The sequence below is a fragment of the Speluncibacter jeojiensis genome (assembly GCF_029589495.1).
Taxonomy (GTDB): Bacteria; Actinomycetota; Actinomycetes; order Mycobacteriales; family Mycobacteriaceae; genus Speluncibacter; species Speluncibacter jeojiensis.
This window is the reverse complement of record NZ_JAAIVF010000005.1, coordinates 220,477-242,456: the sequence shown is the minus strand read 5'-3', so window position 1 is coordinate 242,456 and position 21,980 is coordinate 220,477. Positions and strand designations below refer to the sequence as shown.

At 70.6% G+C, this 21,980-nt stretch carries 19 protein-coding genes; 10 read left to right on the top strand and 9 right to left on the bottom strand.

What is annotated here, in order from left to right; all coding sequences use genetic code 11:
• Positions 1-10: 10 nt before the first annotated feature.
• On the bottom strand, positions 11-772 hold the full coding sequence (locus tag G4X40_RS16295) for an SDR family NAD(P)-dependent oxidoreductase (protein WP_277833943.1): 762 nt from the start codon (positions 770-772) through the stop codon (positions 11-13).
• Positions 773-991: 219 nt separating this feature from the next.
• On the opposite strand from G4X40_RS16295, the gene G4X40_RS16290 reads away from it, so the two are divergent.
• Both G4X40_RS16290 and G4X40_RS16285 read left to right on the top strand, forming a co-directional pair.
• Positions 992-1,789: an SDR family oxidoreductase gene (locus tag G4X40_RS16290; protein ID WP_277833941.1), complete on the top strand. Its 798-nt coding sequence runs from the start codon at positions 992-994 to the stop codon at positions 1,787-1,789.
• Between the two features lie 32 nt (positions 1,790-1,821).
• Entirely contained in the window at positions 1,822-3,429 is a 1,608-nt protein-coding gene (locus G4X40_RS16285) for an AMP-binding protein (RefSeq protein WP_277833940.1), read from the top strand.
• 41 nt (positions 3,430-3,470) lie between these two features.
• On the opposite strand, the gene G4X40_RS16280 is transcribed toward G4X40_RS16285, so the two are convergent.
• Entirely contained in the window at positions 3,471-3,818 is a 348-nt protein-coding gene (locus tag G4X40_RS16280) for a transglycosylase family protein (protein ID WP_277833939.1), read from the bottom strand.
• Positions 3,819-4,326: 508 nt separating this feature from the next.
• Positions 4,327-6,678, bottom strand: coding sequence for an ATP-binding protein (locus G4X40_RS16275; protein WP_277833938.1), 2,352 nt, complete (start codon positions 6,676-6,678; stop codon positions 4,327-4,329).
• A 279-nt stretch (positions 6,679-6,957) separates the two neighbouring features.
• Between G4X40_RS16275 and G4X40_RS16270 the strand changes: the two genes are divergently transcribed.
• Genes G4X40_RS16270 through G4X40_RS16260 form a run of 3 tightly spaced genes read left to right on the top strand, consistent with a single transcriptional unit; the run spans position 6,958 to position 9,758 of the window.
• Positions 6,958-9,027 (top strand): MMPL family transporter, encoded by a 2,070-nt coding sequence (locus G4X40_RS16270; protein ID WP_277834177.1) that lies wholly within the window; start codon positions 6,958-6,960, stop codon positions 9,025-9,027.
• 52 nt (positions 9,028-9,079) lie between these two features.
• Positions 9,080-9,316, top strand: a complete 237-nt coding sequence (locus G4X40_RS16265; RefSeq protein ID WP_277833937.1) for a YgaP family membrane protein — start codon at positions 9,080-9,082, stop codon at positions 9,314-9,316.
• A gap of 49 nt (positions 9,317-9,365) precedes the next feature.
• Entirely contained in the window at positions 9,366-9,758 is a 393-nt protein-coding gene (locus G4X40_RS16260; protein WP_277833936.1) for a DUF302 domain-containing protein, read from the top strand.
• A gap of 76 nt (positions 9,759-9,834) precedes the next feature.
• Here G4X40_RS16260 and G4X40_RS16255 read toward each other — a convergent pair whose 3' ends face one another.
• On the bottom strand, positions 9,835-10,668 hold the full coding sequence (locus G4X40_RS16255) for a MaoC/PaaZ C-terminal domain-containing protein (protein WP_277833935.1): 834 nt from the start codon (positions 10,666-10,668) through the stop codon (positions 9,835-9,837).
• Positions 10,669-10,688: 20 nt separating this feature from the next.
• A complete protein-coding gene (locus G4X40_RS16250; RefSeq protein ID WP_277834176.1) occupies positions 10,689-12,341 on the bottom strand; it encodes an AMP-binding protein in 1,653 nt (550 codons plus the stop codon).
• 335 nt (positions 12,342-12,676) lie between these two features.
• On the opposite strand from G4X40_RS16250, the gene G4X40_RS16245 reads away from it, so the two are divergent.
• The 5 genes from G4X40_RS16245 (at position 12,677) to G4X40_RS16225 (ending at position 17,307) form a co-directional block, all read left to right on the top strand.
• Positions 12,677-13,159 (top strand): nuclear transport factor 2 family protein, encoded by a 483-nt coding sequence (locus G4X40_RS16245; protein WP_277833933.1) that lies wholly within the window; start codon positions 12,677-12,679, stop codon positions 13,157-13,159.
• Positions 13,159-14,295, top strand: coding sequence for an NADH:flavin oxidoreductase (locus tag G4X40_RS16240; RefSeq protein ID WP_277833931.1), 1,137 nt, complete (start codon positions 13,159-13,161; stop codon positions 14,293-14,295). The genes G4X40_RS16245 and G4X40_RS16240 overlap by 1 nt, the downstream gene beginning before the upstream one ends.
• 139 nt (positions 14,296-14,434) lie before the next feature.
• Positions 14,435-16,084 (top strand): class I adenylate-forming enzyme family protein, encoded by a 1,650-nt coding sequence (locus tag G4X40_RS16235; protein ID WP_277833929.1) that lies wholly within the window; start codon positions 14,435-14,437, stop codon positions 16,082-16,084.
• Positions 16,085-16,198: 114 nt separating this feature from the next.
• Positions 16,199-16,747, top strand: a complete 549-nt coding sequence (locus G4X40_RS16230) for a nuclear transport factor 2 family protein (RefSeq protein ID WP_277834174.1) — start codon at positions 16,199-16,201, stop codon at positions 16,745-16,747.
• Positions 16,744-17,307: a nuclear transport factor 2 family protein gene (locus G4X40_RS16225; protein ID WP_277833927.1), complete on the top strand. Its 564-nt coding sequence runs from the start codon at positions 16,744-16,746 to the stop codon at positions 17,305-17,307. The genes G4X40_RS16230 and G4X40_RS16225 overlap by 4 nt, the downstream gene beginning before the upstream one ends.
• Here G4X40_RS16225 and G4X40_RS16220 read toward each other — a convergent pair.
• The 4 genes from G4X40_RS16220 to G4X40_RS16205 form a co-directional block, all read right to left on the bottom strand.
• A complete protein-coding gene (locus tag G4X40_RS16220) occupies positions 17,273-18,061 on the bottom strand; it encodes an SDR family NAD(P)-dependent oxidoreductase (RefSeq protein ID WP_277833925.1) in 789 nt (262 codons plus the stop codon). The two genes, G4X40_RS16225 and G4X40_RS16220, sit on opposite strands and share 35 nt — an antisense overlap.
• 43 nt (positions 18,062-18,104) lie before the next feature.
• Positions 18,105-18,758: a PaaI family thioesterase gene (locus G4X40_RS16215; protein WP_277833924.1), complete on the bottom strand. Its 654-nt coding sequence runs from the start codon at positions 18,756-18,758 to the stop codon at positions 18,105-18,107.
• A complete protein-coding gene (locus tag G4X40_RS16210; RefSeq protein WP_277833923.1) occupies positions 18,755-19,624 on the bottom strand; it encodes a MaoC/PaaZ C-terminal domain-containing protein in 870 nt (289 codons plus the stop codon). Before G4X40_RS16210 ends, G4X40_RS16215 begins: the two co-directional genes overlap by 4 nt.
• Positions 19,625-19,732: 108 nt before the next feature.
• Positions 19,733-21,934 carry an acyl-CoA dehydrogenase gene (locus tag G4X40_RS16205; protein ID WP_277833922.1) on the bottom strand — a complete coding sequence of 734 codons (2,202 nt, stop codon included), beginning with the start codon at positions 21,932-21,934 and terminating at the stop codon, positions 19,733-19,735.
• Between the last annotated feature and the right edge of the window lie 46 nt (positions 21,935-21,980).

Below are 21,980 nucleotides of genomic sequence, written 5' to 3'. Positions count from 1 at the left end.
CGGAACGCTGTCAGCACCACCGCGCCTGGCCGCCGTCGAGCGGCATGACCGCGCCGGTGAGGTAGCGCGCGTCGGGGCCGACCAGGAATGCGACCGCACGGCCGATGTCCTGTTCGCAGTCACCGATCCGGCCCAGCGGGATCGTCTTGACGAACTCGGCGGCCTCTTCCGGGTTGGTCTCGGTCCACCACTTGAGCCCCGGCGAGAGCGCATGCGGCGCAACCGCGTTGACCCGGATGGCGTCGACGCCCCACTCACTGGCCGCCGTGCGGGTGAGCGAGCGCATGGCCTCCTTGGCCGCCGCGTACACGCCGTATCCGCTGGTGTCCCAGCGCACCGCCGCCGACGAGATCATGTTGACGATCGCGCCACCGCCGCGCGCCTTCATGTGCGGGTGGCAGGCCTGCATCAACCGCAACGTCGCGACCGGTCCGGTGGCGAACACCTTCTCCATCCGGTGCGGGTCGATGTCGAGCAGCGCGCCGAGCGCATTCTGGTTCGCATTGTTGACCAGGATGTCCACTCCGCCGAGCTGCTCGACGGTCGCCGCGACGGCGGCGGTGATCTGGTCGCCGTCGGAGACGTCACAGGTGATCGGGACCGCACGGGATCCGAAGCCCGCGATGGCCTCGCAGGTGTCGACCAGTTTGGACTCGGTGCGGCCGACCACCGCGATCGCGGCGCCCTCCTTCGCGAGGGCGAAGGCGATGCCCTGCCCGACCCCCTGGCCGGCGCCGGTGATCAGTGCGATCTTTCCGTCGAGTGTGCCCATGCCTTGCCGTCTCCCAACTGTTGCTGCGCCACCGATGCTCAACCAGCGAGGATCGCGGGCCGGCACCATCCCGGACGAACCGGTCCCGATGATCGGGACCTGCACGGTTACATCCTAGTGGCCCGAGCAATCGCTTGGTAGGGTCAAGGACTGCGCGGGCTGCGCGTCCACCGACGACGCCCCGCGCCCGACGTTCGGTCTACCCCGGAAGCGAGGGTCATGTCCCAGCCCAGTTCGATCGATCTCAGCGGTCGCACCGCCCTGGTCACCGGCGGCACGAAGGGGATCGGCTTCGCCATCGCCGAGCATCTGCTGGCGGCCGGCGCGCGCGTGCTCGTGTGCGCCCGCTCCGCTCCCGAGGTGCTTCCCTCCGCGAACGGCCGGGTCGCGGAGTTCCGCGCGGTCGATCTGCGCGACGCCGCACAGGTCCAGGAACTGGTCTCGGCCACCGCGGAACAGTTCGGTCGCCTCGACGCGGTGATCAACAACGCCGGCGGTTCACCCGATGCGGACGCGGCCACGGTCTCGACCCGGTTCGTCGACAAGATCGTCTCCCTGAACCTGCTCGCACCGTTCTATGTCGCCCAGGCCGCCAACAAGGTCATGCAGAACCAGCCGGACGGCGGCGTGATCGTCAACATCGGCAGCGTCTCCGCGCACGACCCCCAGCCCGGCACCGCCGCCTACTCGGCCGCAAAGGCCGGCCTGTTGATGCTCACCAAGGCGCTCGCACTCGAGTGGGCCCCCAAGGTGCGGCTCAACCACATCACCACCGGCCTGATCCGGACCGAGGCGGCCGCCGCCGTCTACGGGGACGACGGCGGCGTGGCCGTCTCACAGATCATTCCGATGAAGCGGATGGCGGTGCCCGCAGACGTGGCCAAGGCCTGCGTGTTCCTGTGCAGCGGCCTGGCCGCCTACATCAACGGCGCGGACCTTGCGGTCCACGGCGGCGGCGAGTTCCCGGCACGATTCCTGGCCACCCATCCCGAAGCGGCAGAGACGGCGGTCCGATGACATCGACGACAGGTACGAGCACCATGAACACCGTGGCAGATCAGCAGGCCCCGACGCGGGTGACGGTCGCGCAACTGGTCGCTGCCCGCACCGACGACGACAACCAGGCGCTGGTCTTCGAGGGACGGTCGTGGTCGTGGCGTGAGGTGGTCGCCGAGGCGACCCGGCGTGCATCGCTGGCGTCTTCGCTGCGCGAGGACGGACCGTGGCACATCGGGCTGCTGCTCGAGAACACCCCGGAGAACCTGTTCTGGCTGCTCGCCGCCGGCCTGTCCGGCGCGACGGTGGTGGGCATCAACCCCACCCGCCGCGGCGAGTCGCTCGCCCGGGACATCAACTTCACCGACTGCCAGCTGATCGTCACCGACCGCACCCACAAGGGCCTGCTCGAGGGCCTCGAGCTGAACTGCCGGCACCTGCTGGTGGCCGACGAGCCAGAGTTCGCCGGTCTGCTCGGTGATGCCGCACCGGTGGCCTTCGACGCCGCGGCGGTCGATCCGTCGACGGTGTTCTCGCTGGTGTTCACCTCGGGCACGACCGCGGCCCCGAAGGCGGTCGTCTGCACCCAGGGCCGGCTCGGCACGATCGCCCGCCAGCAGCAGGAGCGCCGCGGGCTGACCTCCGACGACGTGTTCTACGTCGTGATGCCGATGTTCCACTCCAACGCCATCATGGCGGGAATCGCACCGGCGTTGAGCGCCGGCGGGTGTATCGCGTTGCGGCGCAAGTTCTCCGCCTCGCAGTGGCTCGACGACGTGCGCAGCCACAACGTCACGTTCTTCAACTACGTCGGCAAGCCGCTGAGCTACATCCTCACCACCGAGGAGAAGCCCGACGACGCCGACAATCCGCTGCGCATCGCGTTCGGCAACGAGGCCAACGAGGGTGACATCGCCACCTTCGCGCGCCGTTTCGGCTGCACGGTCATCGACTCGTACGGGACGAGCGAGGGTGGCATGCGCATCAATCGCGTGCCCGAAATGCCCGTCGGCTCACTCGGCCTCGCCGACGAGGGCACCATCGTGGTGGACCCGGAGACCCTGCAGGAGTGCCCGCCGGCGCGGTTCGACGAGCAGGGTCGGCTGCTCAACGCCGACGATGCGATCGGCGAGATCGTGAACACCCGCAACGCGAGTCAGTTCGAGGGTTACTACAAGAACCCCGAGGCCGATGCGGAACGGATCCGCCACGGGTGGTTCTGGTCCGGCGACCTCGCGTACCGGGACGCCGACGGCTACTGGTTCTTCGCCGGCCGCACCAGCGACCGGCTGCGCGTCGACGGCGAGAACTTCGCCGCCGCGCCGGTCGAACGCCTGTTGGCGCGCTTCCCGGCGTTCGATCACGTTGCCGTGTACGCGGTTCCGGATGTGAAGGTCGGCGACCAGGTGATGCTCGCGGTGGAACTGCGTGGCGGCCATCGCTTCGATCCGCAGGCGTTCGGCGAGTTCCTCGCCGCCCAACCGGATCTGGGTACCAAGTGGGCGCCGAAGTACGTGCGGATCACGAGCGCGCTGCCGCGCACGCCGACCAGCAAGGTGCTCAAGCGGACCCTGCAGAGCGAGTCGTGGCAGGTCGACGAGCCGGTGTACGAGCGCGCCGACGGACCGGGCTACCGCTACGTCCCGCTCGGCGAGGCCTGATCAGGCCCCGCCGGCGGGCCGCCGTGCGGGCGCGGTGAGACTCACAGGAACTTGCCGCAGACCGGCCATGCGCCGGGACCCTGGACGGCCAGCACGCGCTCGGCGACCTGGATCTGCTGGGCGCGTGAGGCGTTCTGCGGGGCGCCCTGACCACCGAACTCGTTCCAGGTGCTGTTGGTGAACTGCAGGCCTCCGTAGAAGCCGTTGCCGGAGTTGATCGCCCAGTTTCCGCTGCTCTCACACTGCGCCACTGCGTCCCAGTTGTGCGTGGAGGCGTTGGCGGTTCCGCTGATCAACGCGATGGGCGCCGCGGCGATCACGCCGGCAACCGCGAGCTTGACGGCGACCTTGCGCGGTCGGAGGGTACGGATCATCTGGGTCGCGGACATTGTGGTTCCTTTCGAATGCCCTCAGGGGCGGGGTTCGGCGGCCGGGGCGGCCGCCGCGGAGGGGGCTTCTCGGGTGTGATGGCGGCCGGCCGATGATTCGGCTTGCGCTGGTGCCATCACCTCGGTGAGACGAATCACAGACTGCCGTGGGGGTTACCGCGCGCCGAGGATCAAATTACCCATCGCGGTACCTGTTTCCGGATACCCGTACCCGCAACCGGGGCCGCCGCCGATCGTCCGGGCGCAGCCGCGGGGCCGCCGCACGGGATCACAGCCAAAATCCTGGACGATCGTCCTGGTGTGCAGGAAACATGTTCCCGGCCAATGTGATACGTCGATGGTGCGCCGACTTTCGTACGGCCCGAATGAGGTTCTCGAGCGCCCTCGACGGCGTCGGCGCGGGGCCCGACACGACCACCCGGTCCCACCCGCACGGGACCCGATTCCGGCGGACCCGGACGCCCGACCAGTCCCATTGAGTGGGAGTCGACTCGGTCACACCGTTCGACTACCGGGTACCCCCGGTGTCTCGCGCGCCCTGTTCGGCCACCCAGGCGGCGATCTGCGCGCGGGCGGTGAACCCAAGTTTGTTCAGCACGTGCTCGACGTGCCCGTCGACCGTGCGCTGCGAGATGACCAGACGCTCGGCGATGGACCGGTTGGTCATCCCCTGCGCCACCAGTTCGGCGACCTGCCGCTCGCGTCGGGTCAACGCCGCGACACCGGCGCCCTCCCCGACCGCCGGTCGGTCCTCGCTCGCCGGGTGCTGCTCGTCGAGAGCGTAGGCGACCGCGGCATCGGCGCCGAACTGGTGGCCACGGCGGAAGGCGGCGGCGAACCCCGACCGACCCAGCGTGCGGCGCACCCTGCGCAGCGTCTCCTCGTGCCGGCCGAGCATGTCCTGCGCGATGACCGCCGGTCGGCCCACGGACTCGCCGACCGTCGACGCGGCCCCCATCAGCACGGCCGCCCGCTCGTCCTCATGCAGTTCGGCGGCGATCCACGACAGCGTCTTCAGGCAGGCGGACGCGGTCAGCGGGTCGCCGGTGGCATGGCAGATGCGCAGCGACTGCTCGACGGCCTCGCGGGCGCCGGCGAAGTCCGACAGTCCGGCCCTGGCCAGTCCGAGGGCGGACAGCGCATAGCTGCGGTACTTGGATTCGCCGTGCGCCGCGCCGAGCCGGAGCACCTGATCGAAGACGTCGGCCCCGTCGGCCGGTCGGCCGGCCAACGTGTGCGCGACACCGAGCACGGTCAGCGTCGCGGTCTGGTGCAACAGGTCGCCCTCACCACGGAACCAGCTCAGCGCCCGCTCGAGATGGCCGACCGCGAGGTCCGGCGCGCCCGAGTAGCAGTCGGTGATGCCCTCGGCCAGGTCGAGACGCGCGGCGATGAGCCGGTCCGGCGTCGGCCCCGCGACCGCACGCGCCCGTTCGATCAGGCCCCGCGCCTCGGGGAAGTCGCCGTGCAAGGCGGTGAACCTTGCGTCCGCACACAGCGCAAGGGCCCGGTCCTCGACGGACGCGTCACCCGGCGGGCACGCCAGCAGCCGGTCCAGCCAGTACTTGCCCTCGATCAGCTGCCCGGTGGCCACCGCGAACTCGTACAGCGCGGTCGCCGTGCGCAGTCCGGGCCCGACGGCGTCCGGCCGGCTCGTACCGAATTCCAGGGCGCGACGCAGGTTCGACCGCTCCCGCCGCAGCCGAGAGATCAACCCCAGCTGTGCGGGGCCGATCCACTCGCGCTCCGACCGCACGGCCAGCCCCTCGTACCAGTCCCGATGCCGGCGCCGGAGCTCGTCGTACTCCCCCGCCTCGTGCAGCAGCTCCCGGCCGTACTCGCTCAGCGTCTCGAGCAGCCGGTAGCGCACGGTGCCGTCGGCCTCGTCCCTGATCAGGATCGACTTGTCCACGAGCGAGCTCACCGCGTCGACGAACTCGACCGGATCGAGGTCGCCCGCGCAGGTCGCCTCCGCCGCGTCGAGTTCGAATCCGCCCGCGAACACCGCGAGCCGGCCCCACAGTTCCCGCTCGTCGCCGGTCAGCAGCGTGGCGCTCCAGTCGACGCACAGCCGCAGTGTCTGTTGCCGGGTGGGCGCCTCCCTGCTGTTGGCGGTCAGCAGCCGGAACCGGTCGGCGAGGCTGCGCAGGACCTGGTCGACCGACAGGGCCCGCAGTCGTGCGGCGGCCAACTCGATCGCCAGCGGCAGCCCCTCGAGCCGGCGGCACACGGCGGCGACGGACTGCTGGTTCTGCTCGGTCAGCTCGAAGCCGGGAACGGCCGAGCGTGCCCGTTCGGCGAACAGTCGCACCGCCTCGTTGTTCGGCAGTCCGGGTGAGGTGCGGGGCCGCTCGGGATCGGGCACGGTCAGCGGCGGCACCCGGAAGACCGTCTCGCCGAGGATGGCCAGTGGCTCACGGCTCGTCGCCAGCACCTGGAGCCGCCGGCTCGCTCGCAGCAGCGACGCGGTCAGCAGCGCCACCCCGTCGACGACCTGCTCGCAGTTGTCGAGGACCAGCAGCAGGTGCCGGTCCTGCAGGAAGTCGACGAGCAGGTCCGCGGCCGAACGGGTCCGGTGCTCGCTCAGCCCGAGGGCGGTGACCACCACGTCCGCGACCAGGTCCGGATCCCTCAGCTCACCGAGCTCGACCAGCCACACGCCGCCGTCGAACGCCCGTGAGAGCTGTTCGGCCACGTGCAGCGCCAGACGCGTCTTGCCGACGCCGCCGATTCCGGTGAGGGTGACCAGCCGGGACTCGGCGAGCAGCCGTTTGACCTCCGCCACCTCGTGCCGACGGCCGACGAAGCTGGTCAATTCCCAGGGCAGGTTCCCGACTTTGCCCCGAACGGCAGAGGTCATCCGATCCCGTCTTCCCGTCCTCGCTCCCTGCCGTCACGGTACCTCCCCCGGCAGCCTTGGAAATATATACCCCCACGGGTATGGTTGGACCGAACAGACACCCCCGGGGGTATCGATCGTCGTCTGTGATCGCCCCGGCGTCGACCCACACCGACCCACCCCTTCACGACGAGGAGCACCATCGTGAGCATCTCCGGCAAAGTCGCCGCGGGCCCACCCGGGCAGACCGATCCGCCGACACCGCATCGCGACGGCGTCCTGGGCCGACTCGGAGCCGCCATGGCCGGGCACACCCGCTGGGTGTTCGGCCTCTGGCTGATCGTGCTGATCGCGCTCGGTTCCATGGCGCCCGCGGTGTTCAGCAACCTGGCCGGCGCGGGCTGGCAGGCCAACGGCTCCGACTCGGTCGCCGCGCGCGAACTCGCGCAGCAGCACTTCGGCGGCAACGCGTCGTCCGCGGTGCAGGTGGTGGTCCACTCGGACACCGACAAGGTCGACAGTCCGGCGGTCCAGCACGTACTGACCGAGGCGACCGCGCTGTTCCAGCAGGACCAGCGGTTCGCCGCGGTGATCGCGCCCCAGCCCGGCATGACGATCAGCCCCGACGGGCACACCGGCATCCTCATCGCGGGCGCGAACGCGAACCCCGACGACATGGTCAAGGCCGTCACCGACATCAAGGGTCAGCTGACGGCGTTGTCCGGCAACGGGATCGAGGTCTACCCGACCGGCGCGTCGGCGCTGTGGAGCGACTTCAACAAGGCCAACCACGACGCGATGCTCAAGGCGGAGATGTTCTCCTGGCCGGTGACGCTGGCGATCATGGTGCTGGCGTTCGGTTCGCTGGTCGCCGCGGGTCTGCCGCTGCTGCTGACCCTGGCCGGGCTGGTCGCGTCGGCGGGCGGGCTGGTGCTGCTCAACAGCCTCACGCCGATCTCGGTGTGGGCGATGAACTTCGCGATGATGTTCGCGCTGGCCCTGGGCATCGACTACGCGCTGTTCATGGTCTCGCGCTTCCGCGCCGCCCTGGCCTCCTCCGGCGACCCTCGGCGGGCGGTCGCCGAGACGATGGACACCGCCGGCAAGGCGGTCGCGCTCTCGGGCCTGACCGTGCTGGTGAGCCTGTCGGCGGTGCTCATCGTCCCCGCCCCGGCGGTCCGGACCATGGCGGTCGGCATCATGCTCGCGGTCGCGTTCGTCCTCGCCGCCACACTGACGCTGCTGCCCGCGGCGCTCGGCAAGCTCGGGTCGAAGGTCAACGCCGGCTCGTTGCCGTACGCCAAGCGCCAGCAGGCCCGTTCGCCACTGTTCGCCAAGTGGGGTGAACTGCTGTACAGGCACCCGTGGCCGTTCGCGGTCGGTTCGCTCGCGATCCTGATCGCGCTGTCGATCCCGGTGCTCAGCCTCAAGGTCGCGATGCCGTCGATCCAGGTGGTCCCCGGCGACGCCCCGGTGCGGCAGGGCTATGAACTGGTGCAGAAGCAGCTGGGCGAGGGCGCTCCGGGCGCTCTGCAGATCATCACGCACGCCGGCGAGGCCGAGGCGACCGCGCAGGCCGCCGCCCGCACCCCGGGCATCGCGATGGTCACGCCGCCGCAGAACCCGACTGACGGCTCCGGCTACGCGATGCTGCAGGCCATCCCGTCCGTGGACCCGTCCAGCGGCGAGATGCGCACGATCGTCGACGACCTGCGTGCCGCGGTGCCGTCGGGCACGCTGGTCGGCGGCGCCCCCGCCGAGAACCTGGACCTGCAGCAGGCGCTGAACGACTACCTGCCCGCCGTCATCGGGATCATCCTGGCGCTCGGCTTCGTGCTGCTGCTGGTCGCCCTGCAGGCTCCGCTGATCGCCCTGCTCGGCACCGTGGTCAGCCTGCTGTCCACCGGCGCGGCTTTCGGCGTGGCGAAGCTGATCTTCCAGGACGGCCACGGCTCGGGCCTGCTGGGCTTCACCCCGCAGGGCTTCCTCGACGGCTGGGGTCCGGTGTTCTTCTTCGCGATGATCTTCGCGATCGCGATGGACTACACCGTGTTCCTGCTGGCGACCGCCAAGGAGCACTACGAGAAGACCGGCGACCCGCAGATCGCGAAGGTCGACGGCCTGGCCCACTCCGGGCGGGTGATCCTTGCGGCCGCGGCGGTCATGGTGGCGGTGTTCTTCACCTTCGCGCTCGCGCAGCCGCTGCCGCCGAAGGAGATGGGCATCATCCTCGGCGTGGCGGTGCTGCTCGACGCGGTGCTGATCCGGTTGGTGCTGCTGCCGGTGCTGCTGCGCCTGACCGGTCACGCCGCCTGGTGGTCACCCGCCTGGCTGCGCCGGGTGCTGCCGAAGATCAGTTTTTCGCACTGACGCCGGCGCTCCCCCGAAACCCGCACACCTCACACACGTCAGGAGATCGAACATGTCCGCACTGCCCCGACACCACGGCTGGAGCGTCCCGCGGGTGGTCCCGCTGCTCGGCGGCGCCGTCGCACTCGGCGGCCTCGCCCTGGGGCGTCGACACCCCCGCTGGCGCGCACTGAGCGCGTTCGCCGGTGCCAACCTCGTGCTCTATGGCACGGTCGGATGGTGCCCCGCGAGCCTGCTGATGGAGCGCGCCGGACTGCCCCGCACCTGCCCGGCCGCCGAGTCGGCCTGAGCCCGTGACCCGAGCCCACCACCACGCTCCGCCCACCAAGGAGGCAACCATGGAACTGGCCATCGCGACCACCGTCACCGCACCGTTCGACGACGCGGTCAGCCGCACCAAGGCGGCGCTGGCCGAGCAGGGCTTCGGCGTGCTCACCGAGATCGACCTGAGCGCCACGCTGAAGAAGAAGATCGGCGCGGAACTCGAGGACTACGTCATCCTCGGCGCCTGCAACCCGCCGCTGGCCCACCAGGCCGTCGGCGTGGACCGGCAGATCGGCCTGCTGCTGCCGTGCAACGTCGTGGTCCGTGCCTCGGGCGAGGGCACCGTCACCGTCGAGGCGATGAACCCGCAGGTGATGGTCCAGGTCACCGACGATGCCGGACTGGTGCCGGTGGCCGAGGAGGCGACCACCCGGCTGCGCGCGGCGATCGACGCCCTCGGCGCCTGACGCCACCCCACCGAGAACAGGCCGGGCCGAACCGACGTCGCAGTCGGTTCGGCCCGGCCCCGTTCGGGTGGAAAGATCAGCCGAACACCGCGTGGCCGCCGGAGATCACCGACGCCTGCGCCGAGCGGACCTCGAACGCCATCGCGCCGGGGGCCTCGTCCCAGGCGTCGACCGCGAGCTGGTCGCCAGGGAAGGCCGGCGCGGCGAAACGGCCGGACAGCTCGACCAGATCGGCCGGGTGCGCGCCCACCGCCGCAGCCAGCGGCAGCGTGGCCGCGGCCAGCGTGCACAGGCCGTGCATGATCGGCCGCGGCTGCCCGATCTCGGCCGCCGCCTCGGGATCGATGTGGATGTGGTGGTGATCGCCCAGCAGCCGGTATAGCGCCGCCTGGGTCTCGAAGGTCGACGCCACCAACGACCGGTTCGGCTCACCCTGCGGCGCAGGCTGTTTGGCCGGACCGCGGTCCCCGCCGAAGCCGCCGCTGCCCGGCGCGAAGATCGACCAGGTCGCCTCGAAGTAGTCGGACTCGACCCGGATGTCGAACACTGCCGCCGCACCCTTGTCCCAGACCTCGGCGACCGTGGCGCTCATCGTCAGTTCGCCGTTGCGCGGCAAGGCCTTCCGCACCCGCATGTGCTGCGATCCGTGCACCGACCGCAGGGTGTCGAAGCCGCCCTGCGACCCGAGCGCGTCCGGCGCCCACTGCGCGAGCGTCAACGCGAACGTGGGCAGCACCCGCAACCGGTCCTCGAGCACCAGTTCCAGATCCGTCGCGGGCGCCCCGACGGCCAGCGCGTACAGGATCGCGTCGCGCTCGGTATAGGACACGGTGCGGGTGCCCAGGTCCACTCCCCGCCACTCGCCCGCGGGGCGGGGATCCAGGGTCCCGGGCTGCACGCTGGTCGTCATCTCGTTCTCGTTCCTCTCCATCACGCCGTCAGGAAGCGGCTGCGGCCGTGGCTCGCGAATGCGGCCTCGTGCTCGGTCTTGTCGGCGTCGGTCATCGGCCGGTACTCCGGGCCGGAACGGCCGACCCACCAGAACACCGGGTCGCCCGTCCGCCACAGTTGCGCCTGCAGTTCACGCTTGAGCACCTTGTTCGATCCGGTCACCGGCAGGTCCGCCGACACCCGGACGAACCGCGGCGCGGCCTTGCCACCCAGGTCGTCCTGCGCCGCGAGGAACGCGGCGAACTCCTGCGGGTCGAAGTTCTCCGGGTCGGCCACCTCGATCGCGGCCATCACCTGGTCGCCCGAGCGTGGATCCGGAATGGCGTACACGCCGGTGGCGATCACGTCGGGGTGGCGGCGCAGCACCCGTTCGATCATCAGCGCCGAGGTGTTCTCACCGTCGACGCGGATCCAGTCGCCCTTGCGGCCGGCGAAGTAGATGAACCCGGCCTCGTCGATGTAGCCGAGGTCGCCGGTCCAGTACCAGCCGTTGCGGATCCGGTCGGCGTCGGCGACGTCGTTCTTGTAATAGCCCTCGAAGGCACGGGCACCCTCCTTGTTGATCATCTCGCCGATGGCCTCGTCCGGGTTCAGCACCCGGCCGTGCTCGTCGAGCCGGGCCGCCGCGCACGGCGCGAACGTGTCGGGGTCGACGACGGCGATGCCCGCGTGCGCGGGACGGCCCAGGGCCCCCTCCGGGGCGGCGGGGTCGAGCCGGACCGACCCGGCGCCCTCGGACGAGCCGTAGCCCTCGAACAGCTGCGCGCCGAACCGGCGCACGAACTCGGACTGGTCCTCCGGGGAGGCCTCGGTGCCGAACCCTCGCTCGAGCGCGTTGTCGCGGTCGCCCGCGGCCTCCGGCGTCGCCATCAGGTAGCCCAGTGCCTTGCCGACGTAGGTGAAGAACGTCGCGCCGAAGAACTTCACATCGGGCACGAAACCGGACGCAGAGAACTTGCGGGCCTGCGGCAGGCAGATGGTGGCGCCGTTGGCCAGGCCCGGCGCCCACAGCGCCATCAGCGCGTTGCCGTGGAACAGCGGCATGCAGCAGTAGTCGACGTCGCCCGGGTGGTGCCCGTACTTCTTGGTGTTCGCGTAGGCCAGCCGCGACAGCCGGCCCTGGCTGCACTTGACCGCCTTTGACGCGCCGGTGGTGCCGGAGGTGAACAGCAACAGGAACAGCGTGTCCTCGTCCACCACCGGATCCGCCTCTGGCGCGATTGTGTCCTTCACCCGGTGCTCGTCGATCCGCGCGGCGTAACCGGGGTCGTCGACGAGTAGGAAGCGGTCGGGGGTCAGACCGAGGTCGAGGTCGCGCAGCCGCTCCATGCCCGCCGCGTCGGTGACGATCAGCTGGCAGTCGACGTACCTGATCTCCGCCTCGAGTTCGGCCGCGCCGCGCGTCGGGTTGATCCCGGCGATCGTCGCGCCGGCGAGGGCGGCGCCGCCGAGCCAGAACAGGAAGTCCGGCACGTTCTCGAGCAGCACACCGATGTGGAACGGGCCCTCGCGGCGCAGCGACCGGGCCAGGTCGCCGCGCGCCGCGCTCTCCCGGACCACCTCGTCCCAGGTCCAGTCCTGCTCGCGGGTGCGCACCCCCGGCGTCCGGTCGCCGACGCGGTCGATCAGCATCTCGGCGATCGTGGCCCGCTCGACGAGCGGTGTCGCCGCCGAGCCGGTCTCCGCCGTCGCCGTGGCGTGTGTTGTCCCGTCCGCGACCGTCATTGCGCTCCTCATCTGTCCTCGTGAGTGATGGTGCTGCACTGCCGGTCCGACGTTAGACGCCCCGGTCCGGCCGGGCAGGCCGGCTCCCGACCAGTGGGCGTGGCGCGGCGCGCCCCCACATCGACCGCCACGCTCCCGGTGACCGGGAAGGAGCACACTTGGATGAACCTGTTGCAGTAGTACTGCTGGACAAGGACAACTGCGCCTCGCGGCGCTCCGCCCCACCCCGAGAGGAACGAAGCATGGCGCCCACCGCCGAGGACTTCCAGCGGCTCGTCGAGCGTGTCGAAGCGCTCGAGGCCAAGATCGCGATCAACGATCTGATCACCACCTACGGTCCCGCGGTCGACAGCGGCTGCGCCGAGGCGGTCGCGTCGCTGTGGACCGAGGACGGCGTCTACGACGTGGACACCGGCGTCATGAACGGCAGCAAGGCCATCGAGGCGATGGTCCGCTCGAAGGCGCACCAGAGCTGGATCGGCGGCGGCTGCGGACACCTCAGCGAGCCCCTGCACGTGGTCGTCGACGGCGACACCGCGGTGGCCACCGGCCACACGCAGCTGGTCATCCACAACGGCGACGGCACCTTCCGCGTGCACCGCGTGACCGCCAACCGCTGGGAGCTGGTCCGCCAGGACGGCGCCTGGAAGGTCGCCAAGCGCACCGGCCGGGTCCTCGACGGCCGCCCCGAGGCCCGCGACCTGCTCGCCGCCGGGGTGCAGTGATGACCGATTCCCCGCTGTTCCAGCCGCTGCAGGTCCGTTCCCTCGAGCTGCCCAACCGGATCGTCATGTCGCCGATGACGCGCTCGTACTCGATCGACGGGGTCCCCGGCGACGACGTGGTCGCGTACTACCGCCGGCGCGCCGAGGGCGGCACCGGCCTGATCGTCACCGAAGGCGTCGCCATCGACCATCCCAGCGCGGTGGACAACACCCGGGTGCCGCACATGTACGGCGAGGCGGCGCTGAACGGCTGGCGCGCGGTTGTCGACGCGGTGCACCAGGCCGGCGGCAAGATCATCCCGCAGCTGTGGCACGTCGGGCCGTTGTGGGGCGCGATGAGCAAGGTCGACCCGTCGATCAAGCCGATGCGCCCGTCCGGCGAGTGGGGCCCGCTCGGCACCACCTCGTACTCGGATTCGTACGTCCGCTGGGCGCAGAACCCGTGCGAGCCGATGACCGGACAGGACATCGCCGACGTCATCGACGCGTACGGTCGCGCGGCTGCAGCTGCCGCCGAGCTCGGCTTCGACGGCATCGCCATCCATGGAGGTCACGGCTACCTGCTGGACTCGTTCCTGTGGGCGGGCACGAACCTGCGCGACGACGAGTGGGGCGGCGACCTCGAGCGCCGCACCCGGTTCCCCGTCGAGGTCGTCAAGGCCATCCGCGCCGCGGCCGGACCGGACCTGCCGATCTTCTACCGGTTCTCCCAGCACAAGCAGCAGAACTACACCGCACGGATCGCCGAGACCTCCGACGAACTGTCGATCATCCTCGGCGCACTGTCCGAGGCCGGCGTGGATGTGTTCGACGCCAGCATCCGGCGTTTCGACGTGCCGGCGTTCGAGGGCAGCGACCTGTCGCTGGCCGGCTGGGCCAAGAAGGTCACCGGGAAGCCGTCGATGGCGGTGGGCAGCGTGGGTATCGGCAAGTCGCTGCGCGACAGCCGCATCGAGAAGTCGGCGCCGATCGTGGACAACATCCCCGACGTCGAGCAGCGGATCGGCGACGGCGAGTTCGACCTGATCGCCATCGGCCGGCTGCACCTGGCGGACCCGGCGCTGGCCACCACGCTTCGCTCGGGCGCCCCCCTGCCCGAGTTCGACCGTCGACGCCACGAGGGCGTCCTGCACTGACGCGCACGGACCACCCGGCTCTGTCCCGTTCAACGGAAACAGGGGCCGAGCCGGGTCGGTACCGTGAGAGATTGCACCCGCTTCCAGAGATCCTGCACACGTTCCCGTCGACGACGCAGCAGCCAGAAAGGCCCATCAGATGACCACTGCCACCGATCCCCAGCAGGCCTTCGCCGCGATCGTGGCGCGCTTGACGGGCCCGGGCGGCGAGTTCGAGATCGTCACCGAGCAGATCCTCGGCGCACCGATGCGGACCATGAAGAACCGCGCCCACTCGCTCGTCGACGTGTTCGCCGAGGGCGCGAAGCGGTTCGCCGACCGCGACTACCTCGTCACCGCGGACCGCAGGATCACGTTCGCGCAGCACGACGTCGCGGTCCGCTCGCTCGCCAAGGTCTTCGCCGACGACTACGGCATCGGCAAGGGCGACCGGGTGGCCATCTTGGGCGCGAACACCCCCGAATGGGTCGAGGCCTTCTGGGCGGCGGTACTGCTCGGCGCGATCCCGGTCGGGTTCAACGCCTGGTGGTCCGGCCCCGAGGTCGCCTACGGCCTCGAGCACGCCACCCCGAAGATCGTCGTCGTCGACGCCAAGCGTGCCGAGTACGTCGCGAACGCCGGCATCCCGGTGCTCACCATGGAGCAGAACATCCCGGCGCTGGCCGCCCGCCACTCCGACGCGGCGCTGCCGACGGTCGACATCGACGAGGACGACCCGGCCGCCATCCTCTACACCAGCGGCACCAGCGGCCGCCCGAAGGGCGCGGTGCACACGCACCGCAGCATGATCGCGGTCGTCGGATACCACCTCTACAACGCCGCGCTGCTCGCGGCGTTCATGCCGCCCGGCGTCGAGCCCAAGCCGCAGCGACACCTGCTGACGTCCCCGCTGTTCCACATCGCAAGCCTGCACAACCTGGTCACGCCGTGCATGGCCACCGGCTTCGCGATCGTGATCTACCAGGGCGGGTTCGACGCGAACCACGCGCTCGAACTGATCGAGCGCGAACGCGTCACCAACTGGGGTGCCGTCCCGACCATGGCCAACCGGTTGATGGACAACGCCGACTTCTCGAAGTACGACACCTCCTCGCTGACCGCGTTCGCGCTGGCGTCGGCGCCGTCGTCGCCCGCGTTCAAGGAGCGGCTGCGCAACACAGTGCCGTTCGCCGAGAACAGCCTGGTCGACAGCTACGGGCTCACCGAGTCCGGCACCGGCATCGCCGTCGCCACACCCGATGTGCTCGCGGCGAACCCGGGTTCGCTGGGCCGGCCCACCCTGACCGTGGAGATGGAGATCCGCGATCCGCTCGGTGAGGTCGTCGCCGACGGCGAAGAGGGCGAGATCTGCGTGCGCAGCCCGTTCATCATGCGCGAGTACTGGAACGACCCGGCGGCCACCAGCGACGCCATCGACGAGGACCGCTGGCTGCACACCGGCGACATCGGCACGATGGAGAACGGCATCCTGCGGCTGACCACCCGCCGTTCGGACCTGATCCTGCGCGGCGGCGAGAACATCTACCCGGTCGAGATCGAGCAGTGCGTCGAGGAGTGCGACGGGGTCCTCGAGTGTGTCGCGCTCGGCGTGCCGCACGACGATCTCGGCCAGGAGGTCGTCGCGGTCGTGGTGACCGACCCGGCCCACCCGATCACCGAGACCGAACTGCGCGCCTGGGTCGACGAGCGCCTGTCGTACTACAAGCGGCCGGCCCGCTGGCGCATCACCTCGGAGCCGTTGCCGCGCAACGCCACCGGCAAGGTCATCCGCCGCGACGTGCAGCCGTGACCCGAAGCTGAACAGGAAGGCCCGCTGCCGCGCCCAGTGCGCGGCAACGGGCCTTCTGCGTACCTGCCCGATCGGGGTCGGCCCTAGGGAGGCTGTGTGACAGCGGAATCCGACATGCAACGCGAGTTGCTCGACCGTCAGGCGATCCACGATGTGGTGCTGCGGTACTGCCGCGGCATCGACCGGCTGGACTTCGACCTGGTCCGGTCCTGTTACCACCCGGACGCGATCGACCATCACACCGGCTTCGACGGCAGCGTCGACGACTACATCGCCTGGGTGCGGCCGAAGCTCGAAACCCTCGGCGGCACCATGCATCACGTCGGCAACCATCTGGTGGAGCTGTTCGGCGACGTCGCGATCGCCGAGACCTACTCGATGAACGTGCACTGGGGCCATCCTGCCGGCGGGGATTTCACCAGCGGCGCCCGCTTCGTCGACCTGATGGAACGACGTGACGGGCGGTGGGCGATCGCGCAACGGTGGGCCGTGCGCGAGTGGACCCGCTCCGACGCCGACCGGATGACCGCACCCGAGGCCGCCGGACCGCGCGGCCGCAGGGACGGGCAGGATCTGGTGCAGCGATTGCGGGACGACATCCTCGCCGAGAAGGAGCCTAGTACGCGAGGTCGAATCCTCCCGCCGGACAAGGAGATCCGATGAGCACCGACATGCCCCTACAGCCTGCCGAGCCCCTACAGCCTGCCGAGCCGCTGCCGCCGGCCGATCTGCTCGCACTTCGGGCCGTGGTCGACCGCTACGCGGCCGCCGTGGACCGCCGCGACCGCGCCGGACTGATCGGACTGTTCACGCCGGACGCGACGCTGGTCCGCCCCGCCTCCGCGACGCCGAAGGGCGAGCCCGCCGAGGTCACCGGGGCCGGGTCGATCGCCGACCTCATCCTCACCTCGCTGGAGCACCTGGAGCTGACCCGGCACGAGGTCCTCCAGCACGTCGTCGAGCCGGCCGTAGGAGAATCTGGCACCGACGGTGACCGCGACCGAGCCGACCGGGCCACAGCCGAGACCTACTGCACCGCCCACCACATCTACGCCAAGGCGGATGCGCTGCGCGACAACGCGCTGCGCATCCGCTACCAGGACACCTTCGCCCGACACGACGGCCGGTGGCGGGTGCAGCGGCGCGAACTGATCGTCGACTGGTCCGAGGACCACCCGGTGCGCGCGGTCAGTCGACGTCCGGGGCCCACTGCACCCCGTTGATGTGCGCCCCGCCGTCGACGAACAGCGTGTTGCCGGTGAGGTAGCGCGAGTCGTCACCGGCCAGGAACGCCGCGACGGTGCCGATGTCGTCGAGCGGGTCGCCGATGCGGCCCATCGGGTTGGCCGCGGCCATCGTCGCGGCCATCTGCGGGTTCGCGTCGGCCACCCGCTGATAGGCGGCGCTCGCCGCGCCCGGGCAGATCACGTTGCAGCACACCTGCTTCGGCGCCCACTCACGGGCGGCGGTGCGGGTGAGCGTGCGCAGTGCCTCCTTGGCCGCGTTGTACGCGACCGAGTACATGTGCGCGTTGACGCCGTTGAGCGAGCACAGGTTGATCACCCGGCCGGTGCCGCGCTGCGCCAACTCGGGGAACGCGCGCTGCATCGCCCAGAAGGCGGCCATCACACCCATGTCGAAGCCCGCCTGCATGTTCTCCGCCGGCGTCTTCTCCAGGCGCGCATAGCCGAGGCCGCGCCAGGCGTTGTTGACCAGGATGTCGAGCCGGCCGAACTCGGCCGCGGCGGCGTCGACCATCGCCTCGACCTGCGTCCTGTCGGCGACGTCGGTGCGCACGAAGCGCGCCTGCACACCCCATTGCTCACGGAGCCACTGCGCGGTCGACTCGCCTGCCTCCGTGTCGATCTCGGCGACCAGCACGTTCGCGCCCTCACGCGCGAACGCGCCGGCGATCCCCCGGCCGACACCCATCCCGGCACCGGTCACGATTGCCGCGCGGCCGTCCAACTTGCCCATGAGAGAACCTCCGATGATCGATCCGTGGGTCACCGTCCGCTGGTCAGCGCGGACGCGGCACCTTCTTGTCGACGAACAAGCCCTCGACCGACACGCACACCTCGCCCTCGGCGGTGCGGATGTCGCCGGTGGTGCGGATCTTGCGTCCGTCCACCGATTCCTGCCGGCCGTTGATCTGCAGTGGTTCGAACAGCGGCGTCGGGCGGTGATAGCGCACGTTTAGCTGGGCGGTCATACCGTCCCGGCCGGCCCACATGTTCGCGACCCCGAGCGTGTGGTCGAGCAGCAGCGCGGACACGCCGCCGTGCACGCATCCGGGCGGCCCCTGATACGGGATGGTCACGGTCGTCTCCCCCCGCACGGAGCCGTCGGGCAGTCCGTAGACGATCAGCGGCAGCGCGATCGCGTTCTCCAGACCGGTGACCGGATCGTGCCGGGTCACGCCCTCGCCGCCCCACATGTCGACCATCCGGTCGCGAACCGCGGGGGCGTGCTGTTCGAGGTGCTCGGCGATGCCGTTGAGCTCCTCCGCGACGCGCTCGAGATTGGCGTTGGCGCGGTCGGTCAGCAGCAGTGCCTCGACGACCCGCCGGGCCGCGGCGGTCGCGCGGTCGACCGGCGCGTCCTGCGGCACCGAGGTCAACGGCACGGAGCCGGCCGGCATCCCGGCCCCGGAAGTATCTGCGGGAGTGGTCATCCGACCTCCATGGTGGCGTGGGTGAGAACGGGCTGTCCGTCGCGCTGCGGGCAGGTCGCCTGCAGTGTGAGGCGGTTCCCGTCCTGCCAGACGGACGTCTCGATCGTCTCACCCGGATAGATCGATCCGGCAAAACGCACCGAATAGTCGCGCACGCGCGTCGGGTCGCCGCCGAGCAGTCCGTCGACCACGGCCTTGCACACGACCCCGAACGACGCGAGCCCGTGCAGGATCGGTCGCTCGAAGCCGGCCATCTTCGCGAACTCGGGATCGGCGTGCAGCGGGTTCATGTCCCCGCTGAGGCGATACAGCAGCGCCTGCCGGGCGTCGGTCGCCGAGACCAGCACCGTGTCGGCCGCACGGTCCGGGATCGCGCCGCCCATCTCCGGTCCCGCCTCGCCGCCGAAGCCGCCCTCGCCGCGGGCCCAGATCTGCATCGCGGTCGTCCACAGTGACTTGCCGTCGCGGTCGGCGGCGGACTGCTCCAGCACGATCACCGCGGCCTTGCCCTTGTCCCACACGTGTGCGACCCGCGAGGAGATCTGCGCCGAACCGGACGCCGGGATCGGCGCGTGCAGCGTCAGCGACTGCCCGGCATGCAGGATCTTGCGCAGGTCGATGTCGATGCCCGGCATGTTCATCCCCGGCGCCCGCAGCTCGCCGGCCGAGACCCCCTGACCGGCGACCATCGCGAAGGTCGGCAGGACCTTGAGGCCCTTCTCGTACACCCAGCCGAGCTCGGCGGGATCGAGCGCATCCACCCCGGCACCGAGGCCCAGGTGATACAGCAGCACGTCACGCTCGGTCCAGTTGGCCTCGCGCACAGTCGGTTCGGCCGACAACGCAGCCTTGAGATCGATCGGCATGTTGACGATTCCTTTCGGGCCGGGGCGGCCGGATTCGGTACGACGGGCGGCGACGCCGACCCCCGACACCGGTGGCGCCGGGGGTCGTTTCTCGCGCCGGGGGTCAGTTCACTTGCCGGGCTCGGGATCGCGCGGCAGGCCGAGGATCCGCTCGCCGATGATGTTGAGCTGCACGTTGGTCGTACCGCCCGCGATCGACATGCACTGCGAGTTCAGGAACATCTGGGTCGCGGTGCGGCGGTCCTGCTCGCCGAGCAGCGACGACGGGCCGGCCCAGTCCATCGCGACCTCCCACACCTGCTGGATGTGCTCCACGCCCAGCAGCTTCGCCACCGACGATTCGGCGCCGGGCTGGCCGCCGGCGAGCGACCGGATGGTCGTGCGCAGGCCCATGAGCCCACCGGTCTGCGCGTCGCACAGCACCTTGCCCAGCACGGTGAGCTGCTCGTCGTCGACGCCGCCGGGCAGCTTGCCGGCGAGCTCGACCAGCGCCTCGCCGCCCGCGCCGAGCGACGACCCCGCGGTCATCGACACCCGCTCGTTGGCCAGCGTGGTGCGGGCCAGCTTCCAGCCGTCGCCGGGGTTGCCGACCAGGCAGTCGTCGGGCACGAACAGGTCATCGATGAAGACCTCGTTGAACAGCGCCTCGCCGGTGATCTCGCGCAGCGGGCGAATATCCAGGCCCCCGCCGGCGACACTGCCGTTCTTGATGTCGATCAGGAAGTACGACAGGCCCTTGTGCTTGGGCACATCCGCATCGGTGCGTGCCAGGCAGATGCCCCAGTGCGCGTCGCGGGCCATCGACGTCCACACCTTCTGGCCCTGCAGCCGCCATCCGCCGTCGACCTTGGTGGCCTTGGTGGACAGGCTCGCCAGATCGGAGCCGGCGCCCGGCTCCGAGAACAGCTGGCACCACACGATGTCGCCGCGCAGCGAGCCCGGCAGGAACCGCTGCGCCTGCTCCGCGCTGCCGTGCGCGATGAGCGTCGGGACCACCCAGTTGCCGATGATCATGTCGTGCGGGGTGAGCTCGGCGGCACGCAGCTCCTCGGCGACGACAAGCTGGGTGACGGCGTCGGCGCTCTTGCCCCACGGCGCGGGCAGGTGCGGCGAGGTGTAGCCCTTCTCCGCCAGGTACGCCTTGCGCTCGGCGCCCTCGAGCGCCCGGGCGGGCTCGAGCTCGGCGCGGATGTCGACGCGGATCTGCTCGGCCTCGGCGGGCAGCTCGACGCTGAGCTCGCGGCGCGCCCCGGCGATGGTCAGCGTCGCGACGCGGCGCTTCCACGACGCGGTGGAGCCGAGCAGGATGCGCAGCGACTGCGCCCGGCGCATGTACAGGTGCGCGTCGTGCTCCCAGGTGTAGCCGATGCCGCCGAGCACCTGGATGCAGTCCTTGGTGACCTGGAAGCCCATCTCGGGGGCGACGGCCGCGGCGACGGCGGCGGCGAGCGACGACTCGTCGGCCGGGATGTCCTCGACGAGCGCGCGGGCGGCGTCCCAGGCGGTGACACGGGCCTGCTCGGCGAACGTGAGCATCCGCGCAACCTTGTGCTTGACGCCCTGGAACTGTCCGATGACGCGGCCGAACTGGCGGCGCACCCGCGCGTAGTCGGCGGCGGTCGTGGTGGCCCAGTCGGCCAGTCCCGACGCCTCGGCCGCGAACAATGTGGCGGCGATGTCGAGCACCCGCTGCGAATCCAGCTGCAGCACGGCGTCTTCGGCGAGCTCGAGACCGTCCACGGTCACCTCGGCGTTGCGCCGCACCACGTCGTAGCCGGGCAGGTCGGTGACCTCGAGGCGGTCGCGGTCGACGACCACGAAGACGAGCTGCTCGCCTTCGCGCGCGGCCAGCAGGAACACGTCGCCCACCTGGCCGCCGAGCACGTGGCCGGCGGTGCCGGACAGCGTCACGCGGCCGCCGTCGCGGGCCACCGTCAGCGCGCCTGGCTGCAGCGACACCGCGCCGGACAGCGAGCCGTCGGCCAGCCCCTCGAGCTCGGCGGTGCGACCGGCCTCGGCCAGCACGGCCGAGACGACGACCGTCGGCAGGAACGGTCCGGGGACCATCGCCCGGCCGAGTTCCTCGACCACGACGGCCGCCTCGAGCAGGCCGTAGCCCACGCCGCCGTGCTCCTCGGGCAGGTGCAGCCCGAGCATGCCCAGTTCGGCGAGCGAATCCCAGTACTGCGGGCGGACCTCCCGCTTGGCCTCGACGGCCTCCCGGATCACGGCCGGCGTGGCGTGGCGCGCCGCCCAGCTGCGCACGGAATCACGCAGTTCGCGCGCTTCGTCACTCAATCCAATGGTCATGAACTCGTCCTCGCTAGAAGTGTGGGTGCCACAGGGCGCTTCGCGC